Origin of the sequence: Butyricicoccus intestinisimiae (genome assembly GCF_018918345.1) — a bacterium.
In the GTDB taxonomy this organism is placed as follows: domain Bacteria; phylum Bacillota; class Clostridia; order Oscillospirales; family Butyricicoccaceae; genus Butyricicoccus_A; species Butyricicoccus_A intestinisimiae.
The window spans coordinates 309,445-335,998 of the sequence record NZ_JAHLQI010000003.1 but is presented as its reverse complement, the minus strand read 5'-3'; the positions used below and the strand labels follow the sequence as shown (position 1 = coordinate 335,998).

Sequence of the window (26,554 nt, the reverse complement as noted above, 5' to 3'; positions counted from 1 at the left end):
AGCCGGTACGAGCTGTACAATTGACGAATGAAGGGCAGTTTAGATTCAGACTTGTTCGCGTGCCGCTCCTTCCGTCACGGCTTTTGGGCAGAGAGGGCGTTTACTTTTTCTTCATCATGCGGTCAAGCCGCTCCTGCAGCTTGGCGCGGCGCGCCTGCGCGGCGTCCCGATCTATCGAGACAATTTTTCCGTTTTCCAGCTCGACAAAATCTCCGTCTTGTAAGCCGTCCGGTGCGGGAAGGTCCAGCATGCCGGACTTGGTCTCAACGACGGCAATGCCGTTCTCGATGCGGTCTACAATGCCCTTCATGATGCAACACTCACCTGTCCGTTTTTCAGCTGGAGAACCACCGTGCCGTCCTTGGCGGTCTCATAGATTTTTGTGCCGAGCGGTTTCAAATATTCAAATACTTCGTTGTTTGGCAGGCCGTATGAATTGCCCTGCGCATAAGAAATTACGGCGTAGGACGGAGAGACAGCCTGTATAAAATCCTTGGAAGATGCGGTGCGCGAGCCGTGATGTGCGACCTTTAAGACATCGCAGTTCAGCAGATGGGGCTCGGTACGCAGCATGGTTTTCTCAACAGCGGCGGTGGTATCGCCGGTAAAGAGGGCGCTGCATCCGTTCGCGTCCAGCCGACAGACCAGAGACCAGGTATTCGGGTCGTTTTTGCTGTATGTGTCTGCGCTGTCCGGTCCCGGGGCGAGAACGGTCAGCTTGGCACCGCTGTCACCAATCGGAATGACATCGCCGATGTCGGGGAACTGCGGCTGAATGCCTTCGTCGTCAATGGCATCGAGCAAATTTTCGTAAATGTCCGTGTCCATGGCTTCATCTGACATGTAGAAGGCATCGACTTGAAACGCATCCAATACATTGATGAGGCCGCCGATATGATCTTCGTGCGGATGGGTGGCGATGACGGCATCCAGCTCGGCAATGCCCTGCCGAGACAGATAATCGACCACAGTGCTTCCTGCGGATGCCTTGCCGCCGTCAATGAGGACGGCATTCTCTCCGCAGACAATGAGTTCCGCATCGCCCTGCCCGACATTGATAAAATGCAGGTTGGTTGCATCGGCGGCAGATGTGCCTGCGAGTGTGTTGGAGAGGGTATTATCGGGATGGGTGGCAGGTAAAAATTCCTTGCTGAATGCAAAGGCGACCAGTACCATCGCTGTGATAACCCATAAAAAATTGTGTCGCTTTTTCATAGAATCCCCTTTTATACTTGCAAAACTTTACTATTAGTATACCAGCAAATGCGCATAGATGCAAACGGTATGACCAATGCAACCGGCGGTTGCGCAACTGCCACGCCGGAGCGGTGGCATGCACAGGGTATCTATGCTATAGTGAATATACCAAAGAACAGATGGATATGAGAGGAGGATTCTATATGAACGAACTGGGAGCAAGACTGCAAGCATTGCGCCGACAGGCAAACCTGTCCCAGCAGGAACTGGCAGAGCGGCTGCATGTATCGCGCCAGTCCATTTCCAAGTGGGAGCTGGGAACAGCCAAACCGGATTTAGATAACATGATTCGGCTCAGCGAGCTGTTCGGTGTTTCGCTGGACGAACTGGTTCTGGGGAAAACGCAAAACAGGCAAGAGATTCCACAACATTCTGCACAGCCTGTGGAAAACGCAAAAGCGAAACGAAGGAAACGAATGCACTTGTGTCTGCTTGCCGGTGTGCTGTGTCTTGTGCTGGCAGTTGCGCTTTTGCCGCTGCATCAGATGTTCGACCAGCATTTGTGGGGAAACTGGTATACGAGCGTCTGGAGGTATCTGCCGACGGTGCCGCACAATGTCCTGCTGCTTGCCGGAGCCGGATTTTTGGCTGCCGCGTATTGGAACAAATATTAAATTTATCCAGCAGAGACGTTCGTCCATTGACAAACTCCGACTGTCTAGGGTACAATGAGAGCAGAAAATAAGAATCATTCGCAGTCTTACGATGGGAGGAAACTACAATGGCATTTCGTAAGGTAACAGACAGCATTCTGTATGTCGGTGTCAACGACCACGAGGTAGATCTGTTCGAGGGACAGTATGTGGTACCGAATGGCATGGCGTACAATTCCTATGTGATTCTGGACGACAAGATTGCCGTCATGGACACGGTAGACATCCATTTCGCACAGGAGTGGCTGAACAATATCGCAGAGGCGCTGGACGGCAAGAAGCCGACCTATCTCGTAGTACAGCACATGGAGCCGGATCATTCTGCAAGCATCGCAGAATTTTTGAAGGTGTATCCGGACGCAATTGTTGTGGGCAATGCAAAGACCTTTGTGATGATGCAGCAGTTCTTCGGGGCGGACGTTGCGCCGAACCGCGAGGTTGTTGCCAATAAGGGAACCTTGGAGCTGGGCAGCCATACGCTGACGTTTGTTTTCGCTCCGATGGTACATTGGCCGGAAGTTATGGTCACATATGATGCTGCCGATAAGGTTCTGTTCTCTGCAGACGGCTTCGGCAAGTTTGGCGCACTGGATGTAGAGGAAGATTGGGACTGTGAGGCACGCCGCTATTACATCGGCATCGTTGGCAAGTACGGTGCGCAGGTGCAGGCTCTGCTCAAGGTGGCAGCAACGCTGGATATTCAGATTATCTGTCCGCTGCACGGCCCGGTGCTGACTGAGAATCTGGGTCACTACATTGAAAAGTATGACATCTGGTCCTCCTACAAGGTAGAATCCGAGGGCGTGATGATCGCCTATGCATCGGTTTACGGCAACACCAAGAAGGCGGCAGAAAAGCTGGCAGAGACACTGAAGGCAAAGGGCTGCCCGAAGGTTGTTCTGAGAGATCTGGCACGCAGCGATATGTCGGAAAACATTGAGGATGCGTTCCGTTACGGCAAGCTGGTGCTGGCTTCCATTACATACAACGGAGATGTATTCCCGTTCATGCATGCCTTCCTGCATGGCCTGACCGAGAGAAGCTATCAGAACCGCACCCTTGGCGTGATTGAAAACGGCACTTGGGCGCCGACAGCAGGCCGCATTATCAAGTCCGCATTTGAAAAGAGCAAGAACATCACGTGGCTGGACACGACGGTTACCATCAAGTCTGCAATGAATGCAGCAAATGACGCACAGATCGAGGCAATGGCCGACGAACTGATGAAGGGATAAGACACAGATAATATAGGCAAAGAAAAGCCGAAAATCGGGAGAATTTCTCCGATTTCCGGCTTTTTTGTCGGTTAAGCAATGCCCAAAAACGAGCGGATTTCCTTGCCTGCCTTCTGGGTGTCGTAGACGTAGTACCAAGCACCGTCTATCGTCTTGCCCTCTGCCTTGGTGTTCGCAGAGGGAATGGCGTATTGTGAAATCGTGGTGTCTCGGGGAGTAAACTGCGCGAGCAGTGCCATGAGATCGGACTGTGAAAGATTGCTTGTACAGGTGCGCAGCAGCTGATCCATGACATCCGGATAGGTATCTGCGTCCATGCTGCGCACGCGCTCCAATAGACTGCTCAAAACTTCGCGCTGGCGGGAGGTGCGCACATCATCGTTGTCTAAGTGGCGGATGCGGCTGTATGCCACGGCTTGTGCGCCGTTGAGATGAACTTGAGAACCGGCCGTCAGACCATCTGCCAGAGCCCCCAGTGCCTGCCGCTCTCCATCCGACAGCTCCACTTCTACGCCACCCAGTTGGTCAACAATGTCCGCCATTTCCGAGAAATTGACGGCAATATAGCTGGTTACATGCAAATTAAAATTTTCATTGATGGTTTGAAGCATGAGGTCTCCGCCGCCGTATGCAAAAGCGGCATTGAGTTTGTGTGTGCCGTGATTCGCGATTTCTGCTTTGGTATCGCGTGCAATCGAACACAGCTTGATGGCATTTTTTTCTCTGTCGATAGAGGCGAGGAGAATGGCGTCTGCTCTGCCCTGCGTGCCCTGCTGCGTGTCGATGCCGAGCAGAGCCACACAGTCATACGGGTCGGAACGCTCCGCGCTGCCGGACGCCTGCGCAGAGGCCAGCGACTGCATCGTATCGTCCGGCTGCACCTGCCCAAAAAAGAAATGATAGGCGGCGAACAGCACGGCGGCAAGGGCGATGCACAATATGCCGATATATATAAATACACCTTTTTTTTCAAGCATAACGAATCCTCCCGATAAATTGAGATATAAGCAGATAATATCATCTTACGCTGTCTCCGGTTTGCTGTCAAGCAGACGCAATTTGCAGATGCGGCGAATGGATTTTTGGTGATTCCCGCTATTGTTCCCACCATAGGGCAATGTTATAATTAACTATTATCAATTTGTGCACGGAAAGGAGGAGACACATGATGTCATGGAGAAACCTGCGCCGCCTGCTCTGTCTGACGCTCAGCACAGTGCTGCTTTGCTGTGCGTGCGGCGAACAGGAGCTGTCATCGGATGGTTCGGGATATAACCAAATGGATCCGACCCATACGCCATATATCGGTATGGTGCTGAAATCAACGGAAAATCCGTATTTCGCCCTCATCAAGGCGGGTGCGGAATACGAAGCGGACAAGCTCGGTGTGCAGGTTGCCATCGTGTCTCCGGAAAAAGAGAGCAATGTTAAGGAACAGGCGCAGCTGGTGGCTGCGATGACAAAGCTCAAGACGGATGTGATTATTGTTGCGCCGAGCAATGAGCAGCGCATCACACAGGAGCTGGAAAACGCAAAGAAAAGCGGCAAACTTGTCCTGACCGTCGATACTTCCTCGGATTTTGCGGACTGTGATGGGTACATCGGCACCAATCAGTATTTGGCGGCGTATAAACAGGGGGCGTATGCCGCAAAGCTGGTCAAAGAACAAAACAATGCAAACGCCGTGATTTTGCGCGGCGCGGACGGCGATAAAACGCATATGCTGCGGGAATACGGCATTGAGGATGGTTTGAAAGACGGGCATGTTACGGTTTCCGCAGTAGAATACTGCGACTGCAGCGAGGAAAAGGCAGAGGAGACCATGGAAGCCCTGCTGAAAGAGGATGACAACATTCAGGTTGTGTGCACGACATCCGACAGCATGGCGGTCGGCGCACAGCGCGCCATCGCAGAGCTGGGCAGAGATGACATTCATATCGTATCGTTTGACGGCATGATTGACGTTTCCGAGCTGGTGCGCGTCGGAGAAATCGACGCAGTTTTTGCGCAAGATCCGTATGAAATGGGAAAACAATGCATTGACTACGCGGTCAAAAAATGCAACGGAGAGGAAGTAGAGGATTCGGTATATACCGATGTCACCTTGATTACTTCCGGCAATGCAGAGGCACATATCAGCGAGCTGCAGCGGCAGCTGGAGCGCTGGGGAGGAAAGTAAAAACCAGCTGTTTGCCCGAGGGCAACAGCTGGTTTTGTCATTTTCTCTTGCGTCCGATGAGCCCAAGCAGTCCCATGGTTCCGATCAGCCCGCAGGCAAAACCGGCGCGGAACCGCCGAAACAACCGGCGCATCAGTTTTTCAGCGAATGCATCGGAGCCGGAATGCGTCCGCCGCGATGAATGAAGCGTGCAGAGGAGAACGGATGGATCTCCATAACCGGAGCCGAGCCGAGCAGACCGCCAAATTCCAGATCCTCGCCGACTTCCTTGCCGATTGCCGGAATGACACGGACAGCAGTGGTCTTGTTGTTGACAACACCGATTGCTGCTTCATCTGCGATGATGGCAGAAATGGTTTCTGCGGAGGTGTCGCCCGGGATGGCAATCATATCCAGACCAACCGAGCAAACAGCGGTCATGGCTTCCAGCTTGTCCAGATGCAGGCTGCCTGCGTTGACGGCGTGAATCATGCCCTCATCCTCAGATACCGGAATAAATGCACCGGACAGACCGCCGACAGCGGCGGATGCCATCACGCCGCCCTTTTTGACAGCGTCGTTGAGCATAGCCAAAATGGCTGTGGTGCCGTGGGTGCCGCAGCACTCCAGACCGACTTCTTCCAGAATACGAGCAACCGAGTCACCGACTGCCGGTGTCGGTGCCAGAGACAGGTCGACAATGCCAAACGGAACGTTCAGGCGCTCGGATGCAATCGAGCCGACGAGCTGACCCATACGGGTGATCTTAAATGCCGTTTTCTTGATGATATCCGCGATTTCATTCATGGAACACTCGGTACCGGCGCGCTGAATGGCAGAATGTACAACGCCCGGGCCGGATACACCGACATTGAGCACGCAGTCCGCCTCGCCGACACCGTGGAAGGCGCCTGCCATGAACGGATTGTCCTCTACCGCGTTGGCAAATACAACCAGCTTGCCGGCGCCGATGCACTGGCGGTCAGCGGTCAATTCAGCGGTCTGACGGATGATCTCACCCATCATGCGGATTGCATCCAAGTTTGTGCCTGCCTTGGTCGAAGCGACGTTGACCGAGGAGCACACCAGATCTGTGGTTGCCAGCGCTTCCGGAATCGAGCGAATCAAAATTTCATCGCCCTTGGCAAAGCCCTTCTGTACAAGCGCGGAGAATCCGCCGACAAAGTTGACACCGCAGGCAGCCGCTGCGCGATCCAGCGTCTGTGCGAGCGGCACATAAGAAGTCGCGTCGGTTGCCGCGCCGATCATTGCCATCGGTGTGACGGAAATGCGCTTGTGGATGATCGGGATACCCAGTTCTGCCTCGATTCGCTCGCCGGTTTCCACCAGATGCTCCGCTTTGCGGGTGATTTTGTCATAAACCTTGTCGCAGGTGGTGTTGATGTCGCCGGTGATGCAGTCGAGCAGAGAAATGCCCATCGTGATGGTACGAATATCCAGATGTTCATCCTCGATCATTTTGATGGTTTCTAAAATATCAAAGCTATTTAACATGGGATATGCTCTCCTTAAATGCGGTGCATCGCGTTGAAGATGTCCTCATGCATCAGGTGCACCTTCATGCCAAGTTCCACGCCTGCGGCTTCCAGCTGAGCGGTCAGAGACGGGAAGCTGATGTCGCAGTCCTTCAGCTCAACCAGCATAATCATGGCAAACAGATCGCCGCCCATGATGTTCTGGCGCACGTCAACGATGTTGACGTTGTGTTCAAACAGAGTGTTGGAAATCTTGGCAATTACGCCGGTGCGGTCCTTGCCCGCTACAGTTAACATTGCACGCATGTGTTTTCCTCCTAAATTTGGGTAATGGAAAGGTATTTTCTATCAGATCTCCTCCAATACCGATACAATCACGGCATTGGAAATGAGAAAACCGTCCTCGGTGAGCGACCATCGAGAGCCGGTATGATGGACATATTGTTTGGGCAGACGCGACAGCGCCCGTTCAACAGGGGCGGGGTCTGCCGAAAATTGTTTGGTGTAAAACTCCGCGTCAAAACCGGCAGAAGTCCGGAGTGACAACATGATGTATTCCGCGGTGCGGTCAATCTCGTGTTCGTCCTCGCGTTCCGGCTGCGCTTCGCCGCGCAGCCACGCGGATAAATCGCGCGGAATCTCATATCGCTGACCGGCAAAATCGCCGTGTGCGCCGGGACCAAAGCCGAGATAGGGGCTTTGCTTCCAGTAACGACTGTTGTGCCGGCTGGCAAAGCCGGGCTTGGCAAAATTGGAAATTTCATAGTGTTCAAAGCCCGCGCGGCGCATCCGGTCACAGACCGCCAGATACATGTCCGCCTGTGTGTCCTCATCCGGCAAAATCGGATGCTGTCTGCCGAGCGGCGTGTGTGCTTCCAGCGTCAGCCCGTAGCATGAGAGATGCTCGGGCTGTAAATCCAGCAGGGCATCCAGCGACGCGCATAGCTGCTCCATGCGCTGGTTGGGCAGGGCATACATGAGATCGACGCTGAGATTGGCAAATCCTGCGCGTCTTGCGCGGAAAAAGGCGTCCTGCGCCTGCGCAAACGTGTGAATGCGGCCGATGGCGCGCAGTTCGCGGTCATTTGCGGACTGGATGCCCATGGACAGCCGATTGACGCCAGATGCACGGGAAACTGTGAGAAAATCATCCGTCATCGAGTCGGGATTGGCCTCTGCTGTAATCTCCGCATCCGGTTCCAGCGCGTAGTGTGCGCGAACGGTATCGACAATACGGGCGATGCGTGCACCGCCGAGCAAACTCGGTGTGCCGCCGCCCAAATAGACCGTATCGACCGTGTAATCCTGACAGGCGGAGGGCTGCTGAACCAATTCGGTCAGCAGCCGCTCCACATAGGCATCGCGCTGTTCCAATTTGCCGGACAGCGAGTAAAAGTCGCAATAGCTGCATTTTGCCGCGCAAAACGGCACGTGAATATAAATGCCGAGCTTATTCTTCATCCAGCTTGAGTACGGCCATGAAGGCTTCCTGCGGCACCTGTACCGAGCCGAGCGCACGCATGCGCTTTTTGCCTTCCTTTTGCTTCTCCAGCAGCTTTTTCTTTCGCGTAATATCGCCGCCGTAGCACTTGGCGAGAACGTCCTTGCGCATCGCCTTGATGGTTTCGCGGGCAATAATCTTGTTGCCAATGGCTGCCTGTACCGGAATTTCGAACATCTGACGCGGAATGTTCTCCTTGAGCTTTTCGACAATCTTGCGCGCGCGCGCATACGCCTTGTCCGTGTGAACGATAAACGACAGCGCATCGACCGGATCGCCGTTGAGCAGCAGATCCAGCTTGACCAGCTCCGACTTGCGATAGCCGATCAGTTCGTAGTCCAGCGAAGCGTAGCCGCGGGTGCGCGACTTGAGCGCATCGAAAAAGTCATAAATAATTTCGCCGAGCGGCAGTTCGTAGTGCATTTCCACGCGGTCGGAGTCGATATACTCCATGTCTTTATAGATGCCGCGGCGCTCCTGACACAGCTCCATGATGTTGCCGACGTATTCGCTCGGCGTCATGATGCTTGCCTTGACATACGGCTCTTCTGCGTAGTCCAGCGTTGTCGGGTCCGGATAGTTGAGCGGATTGTCGATATATTCTTCTTCACCGTCTGTGCGCTTGATTTTGTAGATAACGCTCGGTGCCGTCGTGATGAGATCGAGATCGTATTCGCGCTCCAGACGCTCCTGAATAATTTCCATGTGCAGGAGTCCGAGGAAGCCGCAGCGGAAGCCAAAGCCCAGCGCAACCGAGCTTTCCGGCTCAAAGGTCAGCGAAGCATCGTTGAGCTGAAGTTTTTCCAGTGCATCGCGCAGATCCGGATATTTGGAGCCGTCTGCGGGATAAATACCGGAAAATACCATAGGCTGAACCTTGCGATAGCCCGGCAGCGCTTTGGGAGCCGGATTCTCAACACCCGTGACGGTATCACCCACACGGGTATCCGTGACGTTTTTGATGGATGCGGTAAAATAGCCGACTTCACCGGCGGTCAGACCGTCAGCGGTTGCCTCCAGTGTCAGCGGGCGCATATAACCGGTCTCTACAACCTGAAATTCTGCGCCAGTTGCCATCATTTTTACCTTCATGCTCGGACGGATCGTGCCCTGCATGACGCGAATATAAACGATGACGCCGCGATAGGAGTCGTACTGGCTGTCAAAAATCAGTGCCTGCAGCGGTGCATGCGGGTCTCCGTCCGGTGCCGGAATATCTGTCACAATGCGCTCGAGGACTTCTTCAATGTTGGTGCCCATTTTCGCGGAAACTTCCGGCGCGTCCTGCGCCGGAATGCCGATGACATCCTCAATTTCGTGCTTGGCGCGCTGCGGGTCTGCGCTCGGCAGGTCAATCTTGTTGACAACCGGCAGAACCTCCAGATTGTTCTCGATTGCGAGATAGGTGTTTGCGAGCGTCTGTGCTTCGATGCCCTGTGTGGCATCGACAACGAGCACAGCACCTTCACAAGCTGCCAGAGAGCGAGATACCTCGTAGTTAAAATCGACATGACCCGGGGTGTCAATCAGATTCATCTGATAGGTCTTGCCGTCCGAGGCATCATAGTCCATGCGAACCGCGCGCGCCTTGATGGTAATGCCGCGCTCGCGCTCCAGATCCATACTGTCCAGCAGCTGGCTTTCCATTTCGCGCTGGGTGACAGTATGGCATTTTTCCAGCAGGCGGTCTGCCAGCGTGGACTTGCCGTGGTCGATGTGCGCGACGATGGAGAAATTACGGATTAGGGATTGATCTTTCATGCATATCTCCTTTCCACCGCCTTTTGCCGCGGCGGATGTGTGCAAAGTAAAATCGGACGCAAATACAGTCCATTCGTACCTATCAGTATAGCATAGCGCGGGTTTTGCCGCAAGACATAGAACCGCCAAAAAGCCCCCGCATGTGCATACGGAGGCTTTTGAAATGCTTACAGTGCGGCGATTTTGTCGCACGCCTTGGACAGATCCGGCAGCTCGACATCTTCGAGTGCACCGGCATCGCAGGCGGATGCCAGAGCCGGATTCATCGGCAGCTTGGCGAGAACGTCCAGATTGTGTTCCTTGGCAATCTCATCCACATGGCTTTCGCCGAATACAGAGATGTGCTTGCCGCAGTCCGGACATACTACATAGCTGTAGTTTTCGATGACGCCCAGAATCGGGATGTTCATCATTTCAGCCATCTTAACTGCCTTGGTAACAACCATGGATACCAGCTCCTGCGGAGAGGTCATGACGATAATGCCGTCGACCGGCAGGGACTGAAAGACCGTCAGCGGAACGTCACCGGTTCCTGGCGGCATATCGACAAACATAAAGTCAATATCCTTCCAGATAATATCCGTCCAGAACTGCTGAACAGCGCCGGCGATAACCGGACCTCTCCAGATAACCGGATCAGAAGCGTTTTCCATCAGCAAATTGATGGAGCAAACGTCAATGCCGGTCTTGGTAGCCATCGGGTAAACGCCTTCCTCTGTTGCACCCAGTGTGCCGGTCAGACCAAAGCCCTTTGGGATAGACGGGCCGGTGATATCGGCATCCAGAATGCCGCAGTGTGCGCCCTGACGCTGCATGGCAACGGCGAGCAGAGAAGTGACCATGCTCTTGCCTACGCCGCCCTTGCCGCTGACAACGCCGATGACTTTCTTGATTTTAGAAAGCGGATGCGGTGCCTTGAGCAAAGATTCCGGCTCGCCGCAGCTTCCTCCGCAGCTGTCGCAATCGTGATTACAACCCATGATAGAGTCAACTCCTTCTAAATAATTTTCTTTGTGAGTGCTGTCATTATATCATACCCAGCATATTTTGCAAGATACTGTGCAAAAACAAAGCAAACAGCCGAGATATGGAACAAGTAAAAAGGCTGGCATCCGAAGATGCCAGCCCTGCCAGAAAAAGAGAGATTTAAAAGTAGGAAAAACAAGGTTAGTTTGCGCGCTTGTGGAAGAAATGTCCGTGACGTGCGCGCGGTGCAGCGGTGCGCTGCTGCGGCTCTGCAACTGCCGGACGGTGAATCTTTGGCAGATGAATGCCGGCCTTTTGCGCATCGCGCATGTATTTCGGCACCCAAACGTTGCAGATATAGAAAATGATAGAGATAGAGGTGCCAATAACCCAGCCGAGCGGATATGCATAGCATACACCGGCAAAGCCCATCATCGGAACCATGATATAAGCCAGAGCCACGCGCAGAGCCAGATCGACAAGAGTGGTAATCATAAACGGACCCATGGCGCCGCCGCCGCGCAAAGCGCTGTCGCAGCAATTCTTGATGCCGACGAGCGGGTAGAACGGAGCGACAATGAGAAGATACTCAATGCCGACACTGATAACCGTGCCATTGGAGCTGCTGCCGAGGAACAGCTGTAAAATCGGCTGACCGGCAACAAAAAACAAAACGATAATCGAGCCAATGACCAGCTCAGACATGATGATGCAGTCGCGCACGCCCTGACGCACACGCTTGATGTCCTGCGCGCCAATGTTCTGTGCGGCGAAGCTGGACAGTGCGTTCGGCAGCGCATTCATAACCATGATGGCAAAGGTGGAAACCTTGAGTGCTGCGGAGAAGCCGGCAACCGTGTTGGAACCGAGCGGATTGACCAGACCCTGTACACAGAAAACACCGACAGATACAAACGACTGCTGGCAGATAGACGGAATCGCAATCATTGCCATGCGGCCGAGCAGATGACGGTCAAAGCGCTTTGGCTTTTCCGCCGTGTGAATGCGGGACAGGCGGCGCACCAGCGTGACAACGGCGAGCAGAGAAGAAATGCCCTGCGCAATCAGCGTTGCCCAAGCGACACCGGAGATACCCATGTTCAGCTTGCTGACAAAGAAAATATCCAAAATGACATTGAATGTCGTAGAGAATGCGAGGAAATACAGCGGCGTGCGGCTGTCGCCCAGACCATTGAAAATGGCGGTTGCGGTATTGTACAAAAACAGGAACAACAGACCGGCAATGTAAATGCGCAGATACACCATGGTCGGCTCAAAAATATTTTCCGGCGTGCTGATGAGCTGCATCAGAGCCGGACAAGCAATCTCGCCGATTGCGGTCAGGGTCAATGCCAGCGTAATCAGAGAAATCACAGCGGTGCTAACCGCGGTGCGCATGCGCACGATGTCATGGGCGCCGAACAACTGGGAAATGACAACCGAACAGCCGACACTTGCGCCGGTTGCAACGGCGATGAACAAAACCGTGATCGGATACGCCGCGCCGGTTGCCGCCAGAGCGTCTACGCCGAGAAAACGGCCGGCAATCACACTGTCTGCCAAATTGTACAGCTGCTGGAACACCATGCTCAGCAGCAGCGGAATGACAAACTTAATCAGAATTTTAAAAGGCGAGCCTTTTGTCATGTCTGTAATCATATTTTTCCTTACCTCTTTGCAAAACGGAGATGATCTCTTTTCAAACCGTAAGCGATTGTATCACAGAATATAACCAAAATGTAAGCAGAAAATTATACAGGTTTTCGAAAAAATGGAATAGGTATTTTGTACAAAATTTATTGTGAAATTTTGGGCAAATCTCCCAAAAGACAGCCGAACCGCAACAATCAAAAAGCCAGCCCGTTCGGGAGGGAACAGGCTGGCTTTTTTTAAGACCGGCTGGTGATTGTCAAATGGCTGGTATCGTATAGAACACGCGCGTGATTGCTGCGAATCAGTTGTTTTTCGATACAATTTCCTGTCTTTGGATCAATGATGCGGCGATAGACCTCACCGCAACGATAGACAATGCCGTTTTCTTCGACAAAATGCTCATCTTCGGAGAGAATGTGATAGGTATATTTCTGCGCTTTGTCTGCGCGGAGCTCGCCGCACAGATATTTGTCCGTCACATAGACAATCAGCTGATAGGTCGCATCGGTTGGATTGTAAAAGCGGTAATCCAGATAGTTATATACAATCGATGTGCCCGTGCCAAATGGAATCTGCCGATTGAAATCCGGAAATAAATCCAGACCGTCATGGTGATGGTGCTCTACAATTTGCAGCGGGGTATGTAGAATCATCCAATGGATGAGGTTGGTAAACTGGCACATACCGCCGCCTGTGCCGCGTTTCGGTTCTCCGTTGGAAATGGCAAGTCCCTCAAGATATCCCTTTTTCGGACTGAGCGAACCGACGAGATGCCAAAAGGAAAAGGTTTCGCCGGGACGGATCAGGATGCCGGTGACCTTTGGCGCGGCAAGAGACAGATTGACCGCTTTGTTTTCCTGCAAATCCATGTGGACATTGCCCAGCTTGCGGCGAATCAAGGACTTGTGCCGATAGATGAGCATCGGCAATGGCTCGTCAGATTTTTCGGCAGCAAATGTTTTTCCGCTTGTCCAATCGCGCAGATGCCGCATGCAGCGGCATTTCTGGACAGAAATTCGATAGGTAGTCGGAGAAATCTGACAGAATAGCTTTCTCTTCATGATACTGGTCTCCTTTGTTTTGTACAAATATTCGATGATAGGATATAGTATATACCTGTTACCAAAAAAAACAAGTTCGGAAATTATGTATGAAATGTGATACCGGATGCGCACAGGAAACGGCACATCACCGCATGTCTGAATACATACTGTATAATTCTTTATAAATTCCGCCCTTCGCAATCAATTCCTCGTGAGAACCCTGTTCGGCGATGCCGTCCTCGGTGAGAACGAGGATTTTATCCGCGCCGCGGATGGTCGTCAAGCGGTGCGCAATCGTAAACACGGTTCTGCCGTGCGCGAGCTTTTCCAACGACTGCTGGACAAGGCGTTCGCTCTCGTTGTCGAGGGCACTGGTGGCTTCGTCCAAAATCAGCACCGGAGGGTCTTTCAGGAACACGCGCGCGATGGAAATGCGCTGCTTCTGACCGCCGGACAGCTTGACGCCGCGCTCACCGATAAATGTGTCGTATCCGTTGGGCAGAGAGGAGATAAACTCGTGTGCGCCGGCGAGCTTGGATGCCTCGATGATTTGCTCGCGCGTTGCTTCGGGTCTGCCATAGGCGATGTTGTGCAGAACGGTGCCGGAGAACAGATAGTTGTCCTGCTGTACGACACCGATGTGAGAGCGCAGCGAATGCAGCTGGAGCTTGCGCACGTCAACGCCGTCCAGCTTGACACAGCCACTAGACACATCGTAAAATCGTGGAATTAAATTACAGAGAGTAGTTTTGCCGCCGCCGGACGGGCCGACAATCGCGATGTTCTGACCGGCATCTACGTGCAGGTTGATATGACCGAGCACCTCGCCCGCGTCGTCCTCGTAAGAAAACGAGACATCTTCAAAATCCACTTCGCCGCGCACATGTTCGCAGGGAATGGCGTCCGGCGCGTTGATGATGTCCGGCTGTTCGTCCATGATTTCCAGAAAGCGGTCAATGCCGGTCATGCCGCGCTGGAACTGCTCCATGAACTCGACAATGCGGCGAATTGACGTCAGCAGTGTCTGGACGTACAGCAGATACGCGACAAAATCACCCGGATGAATCGCGCCGTGCAGCAGAAAGACACAGCCGAGCACTAGAACGACGAGATTCATCAGGCCGTCAAACGCGCGCGTGGTTGCCTGAAAGCCGCCCATCCAGAAGTAATTGCGCTTTTTGATGGCGAGCCAGCGCTCATTGCCTTCGGCAAATTTTTGTTCTTCTGCTTCTTCGCGGGCAAAGGATTTGACCACGCGGATGCCGAGCAGAGAATCTTCGACCTGTGCATTGATTTCACCGACCTGCCAGCGCGATTCTTTGAATGTTTCGCGCATGCGGCGGTTAAACTTATAACAGCAGACAAGCATAATCGGCAAAACGGCAAAGGTGAACAGCGTCAGCGGCACGTTGACCGACAGCAGAATGGCGAACGATACAACGATTTTGACACCGGCAATGAAAAATTCCTCCGGACAATGATGAGCAAATTCCGTGACGTCAAATAAGTCGGAGGTGATGCGCGCCATGAGCTGACCGACCTTGGCGTTGGCATAGTACCGGAACGACAGCTTTTGCAGGTGGCGGAACAGGGTGGTGCGCATGTCGGTTTCAATTTTCGCACCCATGACGTGACCGATGTTTGCCATATAATAGGAGCCTGCGGTGTCAATGACGCGCAAGACAAAATACAGCACGCCCAAGCGGACAATCAGATTCGCTGTCAGTGCGGAAAGATTGTACTGGGCGAGATTCATGACGTATCGCACGATGACCGGAAGTGCCAGCTCGCAGATTGTCGTCAGCGAGGCACAGAACAAGTCCAAAATCAGCGTGGGAACATACGGCTTAAAATACGGAGCAAAGCGGCGAAACAGCTCAGCAGTGGAGCGGGTTCGGCCATGTGTTTCTTTCAAAATGATTTCATCCTTTCTAAAAATATCAAATAAATATAGCATACATCAGGGATTCTGTCTTGACAAGAGGGAAAACGAAAAAGAGGGCGTGCGGGGTCTTCACATCGGTTAACTGAAAAGAGGTAATTTTTTCAACTCAAAACCGTTATTCTGAATAGGGGGAATCGACAAAGGTATGAGGTGAATAAAACATGACAAGCGGAGAGGCAGTTCGGTTGCGAATTGAAGAATTGTGTCGGGAGAACGAGATTACGGTGAATAAATTGGCTACGATGAGCGGCATTACACAATCCACACTCAATAACATCATCAGTGGAAGAAATCGGAGCACGACCATTGGCACCATACAGAAAATATGTGATGGATTGGGAATCACGATTCAAGAATTTTTCGAATCGGATTTGTTTTACCATCTAGAACAGGAATTGCGCTGACGGGGTAAAAATCCGTTCAGCGTTTTTTCATGCGTGTCCAAATCTACACGAAAATCTGCGTCAATCTATGGTATAATAAGCAGGACATGCAGGAAAGAAGGGTCGCCATGAAGAAAAACAAATTGCCGATATGGGCGCTGGTCGTGATGGACTTGGCGGCGGGCGCCGTGTGCGTGGGATTGGTTTTGCTGGTGCTGTATGTGCTGCCGCAGGGCACGACTGTGTCAGAGCAGGAGACACAGGAGGCGCCGGCTCAGTTTGCGCTTCCCTCACAGGGGAGCGGAGAATCCGCGGCGAGCGCGGAGGGCGGACTTGGCATTCCGGCGGCGAGTCAGAACAACTGGAGCCATGCGGACACCATTTCGCTGGCGGCGAACCAAGACGAGATACGGGCGTTTTCGCAGGCGAAAAAGACGAGAAAAACGCTGATTGATGACAAGACAGACCGTGCAGAGATCAAAATTGAACAGATTACCTGTACGGCAGATGACCAGCCGATTGTCTATTTTTCGGCGGATGTCTATGTCGCATCGACGCAGTATGTCAAGACGGCGTTTGCAAAATCCATGTACGGCAAAAACATTCGGGATTTTGTCAGTGCCATGGCAAAGCAAAATCAGGCATCGCTGGCGATTTCCGGCGATTCCTACGGCGAGAGCGACAGCGTGTGTGTCATTCGCAACGGCGAGGTATACAGCAGGAATCCGGGCACTTCCGATGTCTGCGTGCTGTTTTCTGACGGCACGATGAAAACATATGCTGCGTCGCAGTTTGATGCAGACACCGTGATTGCGCAGGGCGCGTGGCAGGCGTGGACGTTTGGACCGGCGCTGCTGGACGGCAGCGGGAACGTGCCGGAGTCATTTCACTCGACAGAATACCTCAATAAAGTCAATCCGCGCGCGGCGATTGGATATGTCGCGCCGGGGCATTACAAATTTGTCGTGGTGGATGGCAGACAGGATGGGTACTCTGCGGGTGTCACCATGTCGCAGCTCGCCCAGCTCATGAAAGAAGAGGGCTGTTTGACCGCGTATAATTTGGACGGCGGCAAGTCGGCGGTCATGTATTATAACGGGACTGCTGTGAGCAAGCCGATCGGCGGTGTTGGCAGAACCATCAGTGATATCATTTATATTCCAGCGGAGAAGTGAGGAGAGGACACATGAAGATTTTAAAGGCGCTGCTGCCGCACATCACCATTGTCCTGTGCATCTTGTTTCTTGTGCTGTGGATTTTGGACTATTTTAATCCGATGATGCATTTTTTGACCGCGGCACTGCCCAAAGCGCTGCTGCTTGTGTTCATCGCCAGTGCAGCCGCAACGGCAATCATGGCTGTTGCATATCAGAGAAAATAAAAAGATAGAATATAAGGAGGAGTATATATGGCATTGCCTGCCGCATTTGAACAGCGCATGCAGCGATTGCTCGGAGAGGAGTATCCGGCATTTCGTGATGCCTTGGCGCGCCCGCAGGCACGCGGTCTGCGCGTCAGCCCGCTCAAGATTGCGCCGGAACAGTTTGCCGCGCAAGCACCGTTTACACTGACACCGGTTCCATGGGCGCCGGAGGGATTTTTCTACCCCGATACGGAGCGGCCGGGACGGCATCCGTATTATGAAGCGGGCGTATACTATATTCAGGAACCGTCCGCAATGGCAGTTGGTGCGCTCGCAGATGCCAAGCCGGGAGAACGCGTGTTGGATCTGTGTGCCGCGCCGGGCGGAAAGACTACCCATCTGGCGGGACGCATGCACGGCGAGGGCTTGCTTGTGGCAAATGAAATTCACGCGGGCCGCGCGGTAATTTTGGCGCAGAGCATCGAGCGCATGGGCGTGCAAAACTGCATCGTGTGCAATGAGACACCGGAAAGACTGGCACGGAGATTTCCGGAATTTTTTGACTGCATTGTTGTTGATGCGCCGTGCTCCGGTGAGGGCATGTTCCGGAAAGACGACAATCCGGCGCAGAGCGAATGGACGCCGGAGCTTCCGTCATTTTGTGCTGCGCGGCAGGCGGAAATTTTAGACCGCGCCGCAGACATGCTGGCGGGCGGAGGCAGATTGATTTATTCGACGTGTACATTTGCACCGGAGGAGGACGAAGGCACGCTGTCCCGCTTTTTGGAGCGGCATTCGGAATTTTCCGTGCAGCAGGTGCCGACGCCGGAAAAACTCAGTCCGGCACATCCGGAATGGGCGAAAAACGGAAATCCGGATACACGCTATGCGTTTCGCCTGTGGCCGCATAAGCTGGACGGGGAGGGGCATTTCGCCGCCGTCCTGCACAAAAACACGGGCGGCAGATGCGATGCACCCGTATTACAAGAAACCTACAGCAAAAAAGAACGGGAGCAGCTTCAGACAGCCGAGCAGATGATTGCCGATTTGGTAAAACAGCTGCCGGAGGGCAGGCTGGTACTGCGCAAGGATAAGCTGTGGCTGCTGCCGGAAGCGTGCCAGCTGGATGTAACCGGTCTGAAAATCAAGCGCATGGGCATCGAAATCGGCACGCTCAAAAAGAACCGTCTGGAACCGGCACATGCCTTGGCACATGCGCTCGCGCCGGAGCATTTTTTACAGGTGTGCAATCTGAGCGCGGCGGACGGTTCTGCGGAGGCATATTTGCGCGGCGAAACCTTCCCGTATGACGGACAGAAGGGCTGGACGGCGGTTGCCGCGGACGGCTTTGTCATGGGCTGGGGCAAATGTGCCGGCGGTATCATGAAAAATCATTACCCAAAGGGACTGCGTTGGGTCGGAAAGTAACAGAAAAGAGGAAAAACGTATGAATCCATCTGCACAGGCATTCATTGAGCGCTTACAGCGCGGAGATATTCGATATATGGAGGACGCACAGCCGGACGGCAGCCATTATGTTGCCGTCGAAGTTGCGGGAAAGAGCGGCAAGCTGTACAACATCGCCATGGTATTTTCCGCTGACGGCGCGGAGTTTGGCATGCGCTGCTATAAGCTGGGACAGGTGCCGACCGAGCGCGTGCGCCCGATGCTCAAGACACTCAATGCGCTCAACGGAGATTTTGCGTGGGTGCGCTTCTTTATAGACAGCGAGCAGGAAGTGGCAGCTGCGCTGGATGCGATTATCACACCGGCTTCGGCGCCGCGCGTGTGCTGGGAAATGCTCGTTCGCATGTTCAGCGTGCTGGATGCCGCACAGGAGAAAATCAATGACGTACTCCAATGAACCGATAGAAATTGACGGAAAGATTTTTCAGCCGCTGCTGCATTTGCTCTATGTCGAGGAGCCGGATTTCGGCTGTGAAGGCGTGCCGGAAGACGGCGCAGTCTGCGGCAGCATTGTCGCGGAGGATGCCGCCGGACGCCGTACCATGCCGATTGAAGAACAGACGCTGTTCGCCAGCCGATTGGACAACGACACGTGGATCGGTATGACGGATGGTGTTCTGATGCTGCTGGACGCAAAAAAACATCTGTCGCCGCTCAATGAAGCGGAACAGATGTGGTGGAAAACCAAATGATTGCAAAAGCCCGACTGCTTGTTACGCAGTCGGGCTTGTTTGTTATGCAGTCGCTTGTCTTTGGCGCATCAGTACGGAAATGCCCGCGGCCGCCGCAATATACAAAAAGATTTGCGGCAGATACGCATAGCGCGGCTGTACCTCGATGAGCAAAAAGACACAGAAAAATGCCATCAACGTCATAAAGGGGAAAACCGCACAAAAATCAACGGGATTTTCCTTGCGGCGCAGACCGGAACCGGCGCCCAGAAGCGCGAAACACACAGCAAAGAAAAATACAACGCGATCCAGATGTATCGCGTACTCATATACATGCACACCGACCAGACCGTGCCATGTCACACCGGCGCGATTGACAAAGCCGAGCGAGAATCCCAGACCGGGAGAGACCCAAAGATTTTGGACTTTTGCCAGCATCAGAGACAACAATGCGTGCGGAGAACAGAAAATGCGGTCGTGTACCACCTGCTTTTCGGTTTCCAATGCCTGCGCGAACACATCCGGCGCCGTATCCACCTGATGGTATTTGCCGAATGTCTCCATGTCTGCGACAGAATACATACCGCCGGTCTCGTGATTGAAGCCGAGAATAAATTTCCACTCCTGCCAATTGTTTGTCAGGCCGTATTGATTGATGCCGGAGGCGGAAATTGCCCACGAAGCAGCTGTGCTGCACACAACATAGACTGCGGCAGTGATGACAATGCCGAGCAGCATTTGCCGATTGCCGCGCAGAGAACGGCGCATAATCAAAACAAAAAGTGCGGTGCCGAATAAGCCGGCGAGAATGACAATGCCTTCCGGTCGCATGAGATTGCCGATGAACAGACAAAAGCCTGCCGACAGTGCCCGCCGCACGCAAAAGGCGCGGTCTCCGCCGCCGGTCAAAACATACACGGCGAGCAGCAGAAAGAACGCGGATATGTGCTGATTGGTCAGCACGCAGGTCATCAGGGTGGGGAACAGCGTCACGAGATAGAGCAGAGCAGCTGCCTGTGCCGCGCGTTCCTCAACAAACCGGCGGGCAAGCAGATAAATCAAGCCGTTGATGCCGGATAAAAACAGGGCGTTGATGAGCTTGATGACGGCCATGCTGCCGGTGACGCGCAAAATGACGGCTTCCCACAGGACAAAACCGGTCTGATATGCCCAACGGTAAAAATATCCGTGATGCTGAAAGCTGAAATCTCCGGCAGCTGCTTTTTGTGCTGCCTGATACAGCATGGCAAAATCAGATTCCAGCGGTGTCTGTACGGCAAAAACAGCAATCACGTGCACGAGTGTGCTGAGGATGAGCAAAAGCGGCAGAAAATGCGGGATTTTACATTTGTATGGCGCGATGAGTGCGAGCGCGGCGAGCAAAATGCCCAACCCAAAACCGCTGCTCACGGCAATCACACCGAAAGCGGCAATCACGCATACAAAAAACAGCTTGCGCAGGCCGGTGCCAAAACATGTCATGCGGGAACCTCCTTGTTACTTGGTTTCTCGAAAGGCAAAAAAGCGCTGGCCGATATAGTTGAAGCCGGTGAACAATACCATGCCGGCGAACATCGAGCAGTTGTCGCGCAGGGAAACCGATGCGCCGGACAGCATCCAATTGACCGCCGGCTTGGCGATGCCATAGGCGAGCAGATAGCACACCGCGATGTTCAATGCGAAGCGCACAGCGGTGGAACCAACGTTGTCTTTGTTGCCAAACGTAAAGGTTTTGTTGAGAATATAACTCAAAATACTCGTCAAAATATAGTTTGCGGCAGAGGACACCCAGTAGCTGCATCCGGCGAGGTTGTATAAGCCGAACATGATTGCCATGCCGACCAAGGTGTTGACGACACCGACAAGCACAAATTTTATTAGCTTGGCGTCAAAAAACTGCGTGCGCAGGGTAGTGATCAGGTTGTGCAAAGAGATTCCTCCTATCAGCCGCGGTAATGGCGTTCATACGGTGCCCAAGTGCGCTCGCTGATGATATAGCGCGGACGGTGCTTGGATTCCATATAGATTTTTCCGATGTATTCGCCGATGACACCGAGGGAAATCAACTGAATGCCGCCGACAAAGCAGACGATACAGGTAGTAGATGCCCAGCCGGCAACCGAATGGCCGAGAATGGCCTGCACAATCGCCCAAATGACGCCGATAAAGCTGATGAGACTCACAATAGCGCCCAGACCGGCAATCATGCGGATGGGCTTGACGGACAGGCTGGTGATGCCGTCAAACGCGAGCGCAAGCATTTTGCGCAGCGGATAATGGCTTTCGCCTGCGATGCGCTCGGCGCGTTCGTAATAGACCTTGGCGCTCGGAAAACCGACCAGTGGAACCATGCCGCGCAGGAAGATGTTGACCTCGCGGAAATCCGCAAAGCTTTCCAATACGCGTGTGCTGATCAGACGGTAATCCGCATGATTGAATACGACCTCTGCGCCCATGGCATTCATGACATGATAAAAGCCCTCGGCGGTAAACCGTTTGAAGAAGGTGTCTGTTTTGCGCTTGGAGCGCACGCCGTACACGACCTCGGCACCCTTCAGGTATTCGTCGACCATGCGATCCATCGCGTTGATGTCGTCCTGACCGTCGCAGTCAATCGAAATGGTAATGTCGCACTTGTCCTTGGCCTCCATCAGACCGGCGAGAACGGCGTTCTGATGGCCGCGGTTGCGGCTCTGGCTGATGCCGATATAATGCGGGTCCTTGCGTGCAAAATCACAGATGAGCTGCCAAGTGCTGTCTTTGGAGCCGTCGTTGACGAAGCAGATGCGGCTCTGGTCACTGATTTTTCCGGCCGCGGCAAGGCTGTTGATTTTGTTTAAAAACAGCGGTGCGGTGACCGGCAGAACAGCTTCTTCATTATAGCAGGGAATCACGATCCATAATAGCGGTTTGTTTTCCATAAAATGCCTCACGATCTTTTCACATAGATTATCTGTTTAAGTATAGCACAGTGCTATGCGGCTGACAACGAGCAGCCTGCACACAAAAACAGGATGCAGCACGCTGCATCCTGTCAGATTCTGTTATATTTTATATCTCTGGCTTGTTGCCCGGCAAATCCAGATTGAATGTTACGGCGCCCGGAATGATTTCCGCCTGGGAATAGGTAAAGCTGCCGCCCGCTTCGCCGTCCAGCGTCCAAGGAAGCGGACTGTCCGCCTGCACGGTTACGGATTTTGCACGGCGGAAAAAGATATACTTGCATTCCGCCAGCTTCTGCGACATCAGGCTGGCAACAATGTCGTTCAGCTCCAATAAATTTTCTGGCATGTGAATGAGAATGACCTCGAACAAACCATCGTCCAGCTGAACGCCGGTGCGGGTGATGTTCAAAATACCGCCGATAGAGGTCGAATTGGACAGCTGACCATAAATAAATTTGCCGTTGATTTCTTCCTCATCGCAGCGTACCTTGAGCGCGTAGCTCTTGATAGAGGTCAGCGACTTGGCGCCCTCCAGCAGATACGCGGCGTGACCGAGCGCATTTTTGAGCGGCTGCGGCGTTTCATAGGAGACCTCGGTAAACAGACCGAAGGCGGCGACATACGTGAAATATCTGCCGTTAAACTTGCCGATGTCACAGCAAAACGGTTTGCCGGAGCAAAACTGTTCGGCAGCTTCCTCCATGACGCTGCTGATGCCGAGCGTGTTGGCGAAGTCGTTGGTGGAGCCGCCGGGGATGTATCCGAGACGCGGCCGTTTGTCCGCCGGACACATCATCAGTCCGGTGACAACTTCGTTTAATGTGCCGTCGCCGCCGACGCAGACGAGGGCATCGTATTGCGTCGCATACTCCGCAACGTAGTTGCAGGCGTCTCCTTTGGCCTGTGTCGGAAACACCGTCACGTGGTAGTTGTGCGTAAAAAAGTAATTGGTGAGCGGAAACAGGTTGTCCCGCGCCTGATTTTTGCCTGCTGTCGGATTGATGACGAGCATCAGGCTTTGCTTTTTCTCTGTGAGCATCGCGGTGCCTCCTCTGACGTACATAGCGACCAAACCGCGACGGTTTGGTTCATCTCATTATCATAATGCTTTTTTCGCCGTAATGCAATGCCCTCTTGTAAACATATCCTGAACAATCCAAACGCAGAAGGCGGCATCTGCTTGCAATTTGGCCGGCAATCATATATACTATATATTGTGTTTACGCGATATATATGTATGTCTCTGTAGCTCAGTTGGATAGAGCAGCCGCCTCCTAAGCGGCAGGCCGGAGGTTCGACTCCTCTCAGGGACACCAGAAAAGCCCGAAGGTATTCTGCCTTCGGGCTTTTTCGTCAGGTGTGCCGTTTGCGCGGTGCGTCAGGATAGGGTTATTGCTTTCCCTTTTGAATGCCGTGTACCATGCGCAGCAGCGGCTTTTCCGGCACGAAGCGAGACAATGCCGTGCTGAGCTTGGTGGAGATGCCCGGAAGGATGAGCAGCTTTCCGGCGAGCGTCTGGCGCACGGCGATGCGCGCGACGCGGCGGCTGTTCATTGCCTTGACCGAAAATTTGCTGATGCCTGCGGCGGCATTGAATTCCGTGTCAACGGGGCCGGGACACAGGCAGCTGATGGTGACATGGCTGCCGGAGGCACGCAGTTCTTCATAAATCGCTTCGCTCAGGCGAACCACATAGTTTTTGGATGCATAATAGGTAGACAGCATCGGACCCGCCAAAAAACCGGCAGAGGAAGCGACGTTTAAGATGGCACCGGCATCCTGCTTGATGAAATCGCGCAAAAACAGCTTGGTTAAAATATGCACCGCGCGGATGTTGACGTCAATCATTTCCAGCTCGCGGTTAAGCTCTGTGGAGCTGAAATTGCCGAACAGACCAAATCCCGCCGCATTGACGAGCAAAGAGACACCCTGTGCGCGGGTCTGCTCGTGCAGCCAGATACAATTTTCTTTTTTCGAGACATCGCAGACATAAATGCGGCACGGCGTCTGTAATTCTTTGGCGAGTGCTTCCAGACGGTCGCGGCGGCGGGCTGCAAGCAGCAGGCGCCAGCCCTGCCGGCTCAGCTCGCGCGCAATATCGCGCCCGATGCCGGAGGATGCACCGGTAATCAGTGCTGTTTTCATGAGCAATCCCTTCTTTCGAGAATCAAATTCTGCTATCAGTATAGCATAAATGAGAACGATGTGCATCGGCTGTATATTTGACGAAAAAACGGTGCAAAACTATGTGCAAAACAGTCAATATTTCGCCATATAGGGAATTCACAAATTATTCACAGAAAAAATGGCGCTTTTTCTTGACAACGGGAAAACAGGGTGCTATCTTATATTTAGCACTCAGAGAGGTTGAGTGCTAACACTCGAAACAAGACAGTGCCAAGGCACCCGGAGCACTTCAGGAGGTGGAGACCGTGGAGCTATCCGCACGAAAGAAATTGATTTTAAAAACTGTCATCAATGACTATATCCGCACGGCGGAGCCGGTTGGCTCCAAGGCGCTCGCAAGCCGTCCGGAGCTTCGATTCTCCTCCGCCACCATCCGCAATGAGATGAGTGAGCTGGAAGAAATGGGCTATCTTGAAAAACCGCATACCTCCGCCGGACGCATCCCGTCCCCGGCAGGCTACCGGCTGTACGTCGATGAGCTGATGGGACGAACCGATTTGAGCGTGGCGGATGTAGACCGCATCAATTCGGTCATGAAGCTCAAAGTCAAAGAACTTGACCGCATGGTTTCAGAGGCCGGTAAGCTGATCTCGAACCTGACCGACTACACAACGCTCGCCGTTACACCGTATATGCAGCGTGTGACGATTCGAAAGTTCCAGATCATCGCCGTCAGTCCGCTGGATTTTGTCATCGTCGTCGTCACAGACAGCGGCGTGGTCAAAAACAAAATGCTGCGCACCGCAACGCCGGTCACGGCAGAGGAAGCCGAGCTGCTGACGTATGTGCTCAATCAGACGCTGACCAATATCCCCATTGATGCGATTACCCCGCAGAGATTTGATATTGTCCGTCGGGCAGCCGGTGTGACCGCCCTGCTGGAGCTGGTTTCCCAGTTCCTGGATGAGGTCATCGAGGAGTTCAGCAGCCAGAAGATATTCTTACAGGGTGCTTCCAAGCTGCTGGCGTATCCGGAATATCAGGACGCCCACAAGGCGCAGGAGCTTCTGGATTATATCTCGGATGAAAGCCACGTGCCGGCGCTTCGCACGTTTACCCGCGATATCGACGGCGTGCGCATCACAATCGGTCCGGAAAACGGCACCGATGGCCCGCTGCAAACTGCCAGCATGGTCTATGCGACCTACAACATCGGCAGTATGGGACGCGGCTTAATCGGCATTGTGGGTCCGACCCGTATGGATTACGCAAAGCTCTCTGCGAGACTCGCGCTGTTCTCCAAGGGTCTGAACCGATTGATCTCGGAGACATTCTTTGATGACGAACAATAGGAGGAAGACCATGAATACCAACGAGAACAAGCAGGAGACCGCAGAGCAGGAAAACACTGCAGCCGAAGAGGCGGCAGCGAAGGGTACCGCGGAACAGGCTGCTGAAGATACAAAAGCGCCAGAGGAAACAGCAGAAGAAAAGCTGCAGAAGCAGCTGGATGAGCTGAATGACCGCTATATGCGCATGGCAGCTGAATATGATAACTACCGCAAGCGCGTCGCAAAAGAGCGCGACATGATCCGCTCTGAGGCAACCGGCAAGGCGCTGAGTGCCATTTTACCGATTTACGATAACTTGGAACGTGCCCTTGCACAGGAAACCGAAGATACGGAATATAAAAAGGGTGTGGAAATGACTGCACGGCAGTTTGAATCCGCACTGGACTCGCTCGGCGTGGAGATTATCTCCGCAGAGCCGGGCACGGAATTTGACCCGACCGTTCACAATGCAGTGATGCACATGGAGGATGAGTCGCTGGGAGAGAACTGCATCGCAGAGTGCTTCCAGAAGGGCTTCCGCCACGGTGACAAAATCATCCGCACCGCAATGGTCAAGGTCGCAAACTAATTTATCTTTG

Annotated in this window: 27 protein-coding genes and 1 tRNA gene; 12 read left to right on the top strand and 16 right to left on the bottom strand. The window is 53.3% G+C overall.

The features are described 5' to 3' along the window. Window positions 1–100: 100 nt before the first annotated feature. Both KQI75_RS08085 and KQI75_RS08080 read right to left on the bottom strand, forming a co-directional pair. On the bottom strand, window positions 101–310 hold the full coding sequence (locus KQI75_RS08085; RefSeq protein ID WP_216470227.1) for a DUF3006 domain-containing protein: 210 nt from the start codon (window positions 308–310) through the stop codon (window positions 101–103). Further along, entirely contained in the window at window positions 307–1,215 is a 909-nt protein-coding gene (locus KQI75_RS08080; RefSeq protein WP_216470226.1) for a ComEC/Rec2 family competence protein, read from the bottom strand. Before KQI75_RS08080 ends, KQI75_RS08085 begins: the two co-directional genes overlap by 4 nt. A 185-nt stretch (window positions 1,216–1,400) precedes the next feature. On the opposite strand from KQI75_RS08080, the gene KQI75_RS08075 reads away from it, so the two are divergent. Together KQI75_RS08075 and KQI75_RS08070 are read left to right on the top strand one after the other, a co-directional pair. Next, entirely contained in the window at window positions 1,401–1,871 is a 471-nt protein-coding gene (locus KQI75_RS08075) for a helix-turn-helix domain-containing protein (RefSeq protein ID WP_216470225.1), read from the top strand. A 107-nt stretch (window positions 1,872–1,978) separates the two neighbouring features. Continuing rightward, a complete protein-coding gene (locus tag KQI75_RS08070; protein ID WP_216470224.1) occupies window positions 1,979–3,145 on the top strand; it encodes an FprA family A-type flavoprotein in 1,167 nt (388 codons plus the stop codon). 71 nt (window positions 3,146–3,216) lie between these two features. Here the strand turns inward: KQI75_RS08070 and KQI75_RS08065 are convergent, their stop codons facing one another. After that, window positions 3,217–4,122 (bottom strand): LCP family protein, encoded by a 906-nt coding sequence (locus KQI75_RS08065; protein ID WP_216470223.1) that lies wholly within the window; start codon window positions 4,120–4,122, stop codon window positions 3,217–3,219. A gap of 188 nt (window positions 4,123–4,310) precedes the next feature. On the opposite strand from KQI75_RS08065, the gene KQI75_RS08060 reads away from it, so the two are divergent. Continuing rightward, window positions 4,311–5,324, top strand: coding sequence for a sugar ABC transporter substrate-binding protein (locus KQI75_RS08060; RefSeq protein WP_216470222.1), 1,014 nt, complete (start codon window positions 4,311–4,313; stop codon window positions 5,322–5,324). A 132-nt stretch (window positions 5,325–5,456) separates the two neighbouring features. On the opposite strand, the gene KQI75_RS08055 is transcribed toward KQI75_RS08060, so the two are convergent. The 8 genes from KQI75_RS08055 to KQI75_RS08020 form a co-directional block, all read right to left on the bottom strand. Further along, window positions 5,457–6,818 (bottom strand): PFL family protein, encoded by a 1,362-nt coding sequence (locus KQI75_RS08055; protein ID WP_216470221.1) that lies wholly within the window; start codon window positions 6,816–6,818, stop codon window positions 5,457–5,459. Between the two features lie 14 nt (window positions 6,819–6,832). Beyond that, window positions 6,833–7,105, bottom strand: a complete 273-nt coding sequence (locus KQI75_RS08050) for an ACT domain-containing protein (protein ID WP_216470220.1) — start codon at window positions 7,103–7,105, stop codon at window positions 6,833–6,835. 42 nt (window positions 7,106–7,147) lie between these two features. Then, window positions 7,148–8,260: a radical SAM family heme chaperone HemW gene (hemW, locus tag KQI75_RS08045; protein ID WP_216470219.1), complete on the bottom strand. Its 1,113-nt coding sequence runs from the start codon at window positions 8,258–8,260 to the stop codon at window positions 7,148–7,150. After that, window positions 8,250–10,061 (bottom strand): translation elongation factor 4, encoded by a 1,812-nt coding sequence (lepA, locus tag KQI75_RS08040; RefSeq protein ID WP_216470218.1) that lies wholly within the window; start codon window positions 10,059–10,061, stop codon window positions 8,250–8,252. Before lepA ends, hemW begins: the two co-directional genes overlap by 11 nt. A 167-nt stretch (window positions 10,062–10,228) precedes the next feature. Beyond that, a complete protein-coding gene (locus KQI75_RS08035) occupies window positions 10,229–11,041 on the bottom strand; it encodes a P-loop NTPase (RefSeq protein ID WP_216470217.1) in 813 nt (270 codons plus the stop codon). Window positions 11,042–11,228: 187 nt separating this feature from the next. Continuing rightward, on the bottom strand, window positions 11,229–12,686 hold the full coding sequence (locus KQI75_RS08030) for an MATE family efflux transporter (RefSeq protein ID WP_216470216.1): 1,458 nt from the start codon (window positions 12,684–12,686) through the stop codon (window positions 11,229–11,231). Window positions 12,687–12,916: 230 nt separating this feature from the next. Continuing rightward, the gene (locus KQI75_RS08025) at window positions 12,917–13,741 is read right to left on the bottom strand and encodes a VanW family protein (protein ID WP_216470215.1); all 825 of its coding nucleotides are present in this window, start codon (window positions 13,739–13,741) and stop codon (window positions 12,917–12,919) included. A 127-nt stretch (window positions 13,742–13,868) separates the two neighbouring features. Next, window positions 13,869–15,638: an ABC transporter ATP-binding protein gene (locus KQI75_RS08020; protein WP_246566506.1), complete on the bottom strand. Its 1,770-nt coding sequence runs from the start codon at window positions 15,636–15,638 to the stop codon at window positions 13,869–13,871. 191 nt (window positions 15,639–15,829) lie between these two features. Between KQI75_RS08020 and KQI75_RS08015 the strand changes: the two genes are divergently transcribed. The 6 genes from KQI75_RS08015 (at window position 15,830) to KQI75_RS07990 (ending at window position 19,573) form a co-directional block, all read left to right on the top strand. Continuing rightward, window positions 15,830–16,072, top strand: a complete 243-nt coding sequence (locus KQI75_RS08015) for a helix-turn-helix domain-containing protein (protein ID WP_216470213.1) — start codon at window positions 15,830–15,832, stop codon at window positions 16,070–16,072. 107 nt (window positions 16,073–16,179) lie between these two features. Further along, window positions 16,180–17,226 carry a phosphodiester glycosidase family protein gene (locus KQI75_RS08010; protein WP_216470212.1) on the top strand — a complete coding sequence of 349 codons (1,047 nt, stop codon included), beginning with the start codon at window positions 16,180–16,182 and terminating at the stop codon, window positions 17,224–17,226. Between the two features lie 11 nt (window positions 17,227–17,237). Next, on the top strand, window positions 17,238–17,432 hold the full coding sequence (locus KQI75_RS08005) for a hypothetical protein (protein WP_216470211.1): 195 nt from the start codon (window positions 17,238–17,240) through the stop codon (window positions 17,430–17,432). Between the two features lie 27 nt (window positions 17,433–17,459). Beyond that, a complete protein-coding gene (locus KQI75_RS08000; protein WP_216470210.1) occupies window positions 17,460–18,842 on the top strand; it encodes an RsmB/NOP family class I SAM-dependent RNA methyltransferase in 1,383 nt (460 codons plus the stop codon). Window positions 18,843–18,861: 19 nt separating this feature from the next. After that, complete coding sequence (locus KQI75_RS07995; RefSeq protein WP_216470209.1) at window positions 18,862–19,278, top strand: type III secretion system chaperone family protein; 417 nt, start codon at window positions 18,862–18,864, stop codon at window positions 19,276–19,278. Next, window positions 19,262–19,573, top strand: a complete 312-nt coding sequence (locus tag KQI75_RS07990; RefSeq protein WP_216470208.1) for a hypothetical protein — start codon at window positions 19,262–19,264, stop codon at window positions 19,571–19,573. Before KQI75_RS07995 ends, KQI75_RS07990 begins: the two co-directional genes overlap by 17 nt. A 42-nt stretch (window positions 19,574–19,615) precedes the next feature. Here KQI75_RS07990 and KQI75_RS07985 read toward each other — a convergent pair whose 3' ends face one another. The 4 genes from KQI75_RS07985 to KQI75_RS07970 form a co-directional block, all read right to left on the bottom strand. Then, window positions 19,616–21,034, bottom strand: a complete 1,419-nt coding sequence (locus tag KQI75_RS07985; RefSeq protein WP_216470207.1) for a glycosyltransferase family 39 protein — start codon at window positions 21,032–21,034, stop codon at window positions 19,616–19,618. Window positions 21,035–21,049: 15 nt separating this feature from the next. Beyond that, on the bottom strand, window positions 21,050–21,481 hold the full coding sequence (locus KQI75_RS07980; RefSeq protein WP_246566503.1) for a GtrA family protein: 432 nt from the start codon (window positions 21,479–21,481) through the stop codon (window positions 21,050–21,052). Window positions 21,482–21,495: 14 nt separating this feature from the next. Beyond that, window positions 21,496–22,473 carry a glycosyltransferase family 2 protein gene (locus KQI75_RS07975; RefSeq protein WP_216470206.1) on the bottom strand — a complete coding sequence of 326 codons (978 nt, stop codon included), beginning with the start codon at window positions 22,471–22,473 and terminating at the stop codon, window positions 21,496–21,498. A 130-nt stretch (window positions 22,474–22,603) separates the two neighbouring features. Beyond that, a complete protein-coding gene (locus KQI75_RS07970; protein ID WP_216470205.1) occupies window positions 22,604–23,536 on the bottom strand; it encodes a diacylglycerol/lipid kinase family protein in 933 nt (310 codons plus the stop codon). A gap of 200 nt (window positions 23,537–23,736) precedes the next feature. On the opposite strand from KQI75_RS07970, the gene KQI75_RS07965 reads away from it, so the two are divergent. Beyond that, window positions 23,737–23,813: transfer RNA gene (locus KQI75_RS07965), tRNA-Arg, on the top strand. 73 nt (window positions 23,814–23,886) lie between these two features. Here KQI75_RS07965 and KQI75_RS07960 read toward each other — a convergent pair. Then, entirely contained in the window at window positions 23,887–24,642 is a 756-nt protein-coding gene (locus KQI75_RS07960) for an SDR family NAD(P)-dependent oxidoreductase (RefSeq protein ID WP_216470204.1), read from the bottom strand. Window positions 24,643–24,929: 287 nt separating this feature from the next. Between KQI75_RS07960 and hrcA the strand changes: the two genes are divergently transcribed. Both hrcA and grpE read left to right on the top strand, forming a co-directional pair. Then, a complete protein-coding gene (gene hrcA, locus KQI75_RS07955; RefSeq protein ID WP_216470203.1) occupies window positions 24,930–25,976 on the top strand; it encodes a heat-inducible transcriptional repressor HrcA in 1,047 nt (348 codons plus the stop codon). 10 nt (window positions 25,977–25,986) lie between these two features. Beyond that, on the top strand, window positions 25,987–26,544 hold the full coding sequence (gene grpE, locus KQI75_RS07950; protein ID WP_216470202.1) for a nucleotide exchange factor GrpE: 558 nt from the start codon (window positions 25,987–25,989) through the stop codon (window positions 26,542–26,544). Window positions 26,545–26,554: the final 10 nt, after the last annotated feature.

Excerpts from the sequence above, each read along its gene's own strand:
- KQI75_RS08075 (WP_216470225.1), top strand. The coding sequence starts at position 1,401 with ATGAACGAACTGGGAGCAAGACTGCAAGCATTGCGCCGACAGGCAAAC.
- KQI75_RS08035 (WP_216470217.1), bottom strand. The coding sequence starts at position 11,041 with ATGGGTTGTAATCACGATTGCGACAGCTGCGGAGGAAGCTGCGGCGAG.
- KQI75_RS07985 (WP_216470207.1), bottom strand. The coding sequence starts at position 21,034 with ATGACATGTTTTGGCACCGGCCTGCGCAAGCTGTTTTTTGTATGCGTG.
- lepA (WP_216470218.1), bottom strand. The coding sequence starts at position 10,061 with ATGAAAGATCAATCCCTAATCCGTAATTTCTCCATCGTCGCGCACATC.
- KQI75_RS08055 (WP_216470221.1), bottom strand. The coding sequence starts at position 6,818 with ATGTTAAATAGCTTTGATATTTTAGAAACCATCAAAATGATCGAGGAT.
- KQI75_RS08010 (WP_216470212.1), top strand. The coding sequence starts at position 16,180 with ATGAAGAAAAACAAATTGCCGATATGGGCGCTGGTCGTGATGGACTTG.
- KQI75_RS08070 (WP_216470224.1), top strand. The coding sequence starts at position 1,979 with ATGGCATTTCGTAAGGTAACAGACAGCATTCTGTATGTCGGTGTCAAC.
- KQI75_RS08060 (WP_216470222.1), top strand. The coding sequence starts at position 4,311 with ATGATGTCATGGAGAAACCTGCGCCGCCTGCTCTGTCTGACGCTCAGC.
- KQI75_RS08025 (WP_216470215.1), bottom strand. The coding sequence starts at position 13,741 with ATGAAGAGAAAGCTATTCTGTCAGATTTCTCCGACTACCTATCGAATT.
- KQI75_RS07960 (WP_216470204.1), bottom strand. The coding sequence starts at position 24,642 with ATGAAAACAGCACTGATTACCGGTGCATCCTCCGGCATCGGGCGCGAT.
- KQI75_RS08065 (WP_216470223.1), bottom strand. The coding sequence starts at position 4,122 with ATGCTTGAAAAAAAAGGTGTATTTATATATATCGGCATATTGTGCATC.
- hemW (WP_216470219.1), bottom strand. The coding sequence starts at position 8,260 with ATGAAGAATAAGCTCGGCATTTATATTCACGTGCCGTTTTGCGCGGCA.
- KQI75_RS08015 (WP_216470213.1), top strand. The coding sequence starts at position 15,830 with ATGACAAGCGGAGAGGCAGTTCGGTTGCGAATTGAAGAATTGTGTCGG.
- KQI75_RS08005 (WP_216470211.1), top strand. The coding sequence starts at position 17,238 with ATGAAGATTTTAAAGGCGCTGCTGCCGCACATCACCATTGTCCTGTGC.
- grpE (WP_216470202.1), top strand. The coding sequence starts at position 25,987 with ATGAATACCAACGAGAACAAGCAGGAGACCGCAGAGCAGGAAAACACT.
- KQI75_RS07990 (WP_216470208.1), top strand. The coding sequence starts at position 19,262 with ATGACGTACTCCAATGAACCGATAGAAATTGACGGAAAGATTTTTCAG.
- KQI75_RS07970 (WP_216470205.1), bottom strand. The coding sequence starts at position 23,536 with ATGCTCACAGAGAAAAAGCAAAGCCTGATGCTCGTCATCAATCCGACA.
- KQI75_RS08030 (WP_216470216.1), bottom strand. The coding sequence starts at position 12,686 with ATGATTACAGACATGACAAAAGGCTCGCCTTTTAAAATTCTGATTAAG.
- KQI75_RS08080 (WP_216470226.1), bottom strand. The coding sequence starts at position 1,215 with ATGAAAAAGCGACACAATTTTTTATGGGTTATCACAGCGATGGTACTG.
- KQI75_RS08000 (WP_216470210.1), top strand. The coding sequence starts at position 17,460 with ATGGCATTGCCTGCCGCATTTGAACAGCGCATGCAGCGATTGCTCGGA.
- KQI75_RS08085 (WP_216470227.1), bottom strand. The coding sequence starts at position 310 with ATGAAGGGCATTGTAGACCGCATCGAGAACGGCATTGCCGTCGTTGAG.
- KQI75_RS07995 (WP_216470209.1), top strand. The coding sequence starts at position 18,862 with ATGAATCCATCTGCACAGGCATTCATTGAGCGCTTACAGCGCGGAGAT.
- KQI75_RS08050 (WP_216470220.1), bottom strand. The coding sequence starts at position 7,105 with ATGCGTGCAATGTTAACTGTAGCGGGCAAGGACCGCACCGGCGTAATT.
- KQI75_RS07975 (WP_216470206.1), bottom strand. The coding sequence starts at position 22,473 with ATGGAAAACAAACCGCTATTATGGATCGTGATTCCCTGCTATAATGAA.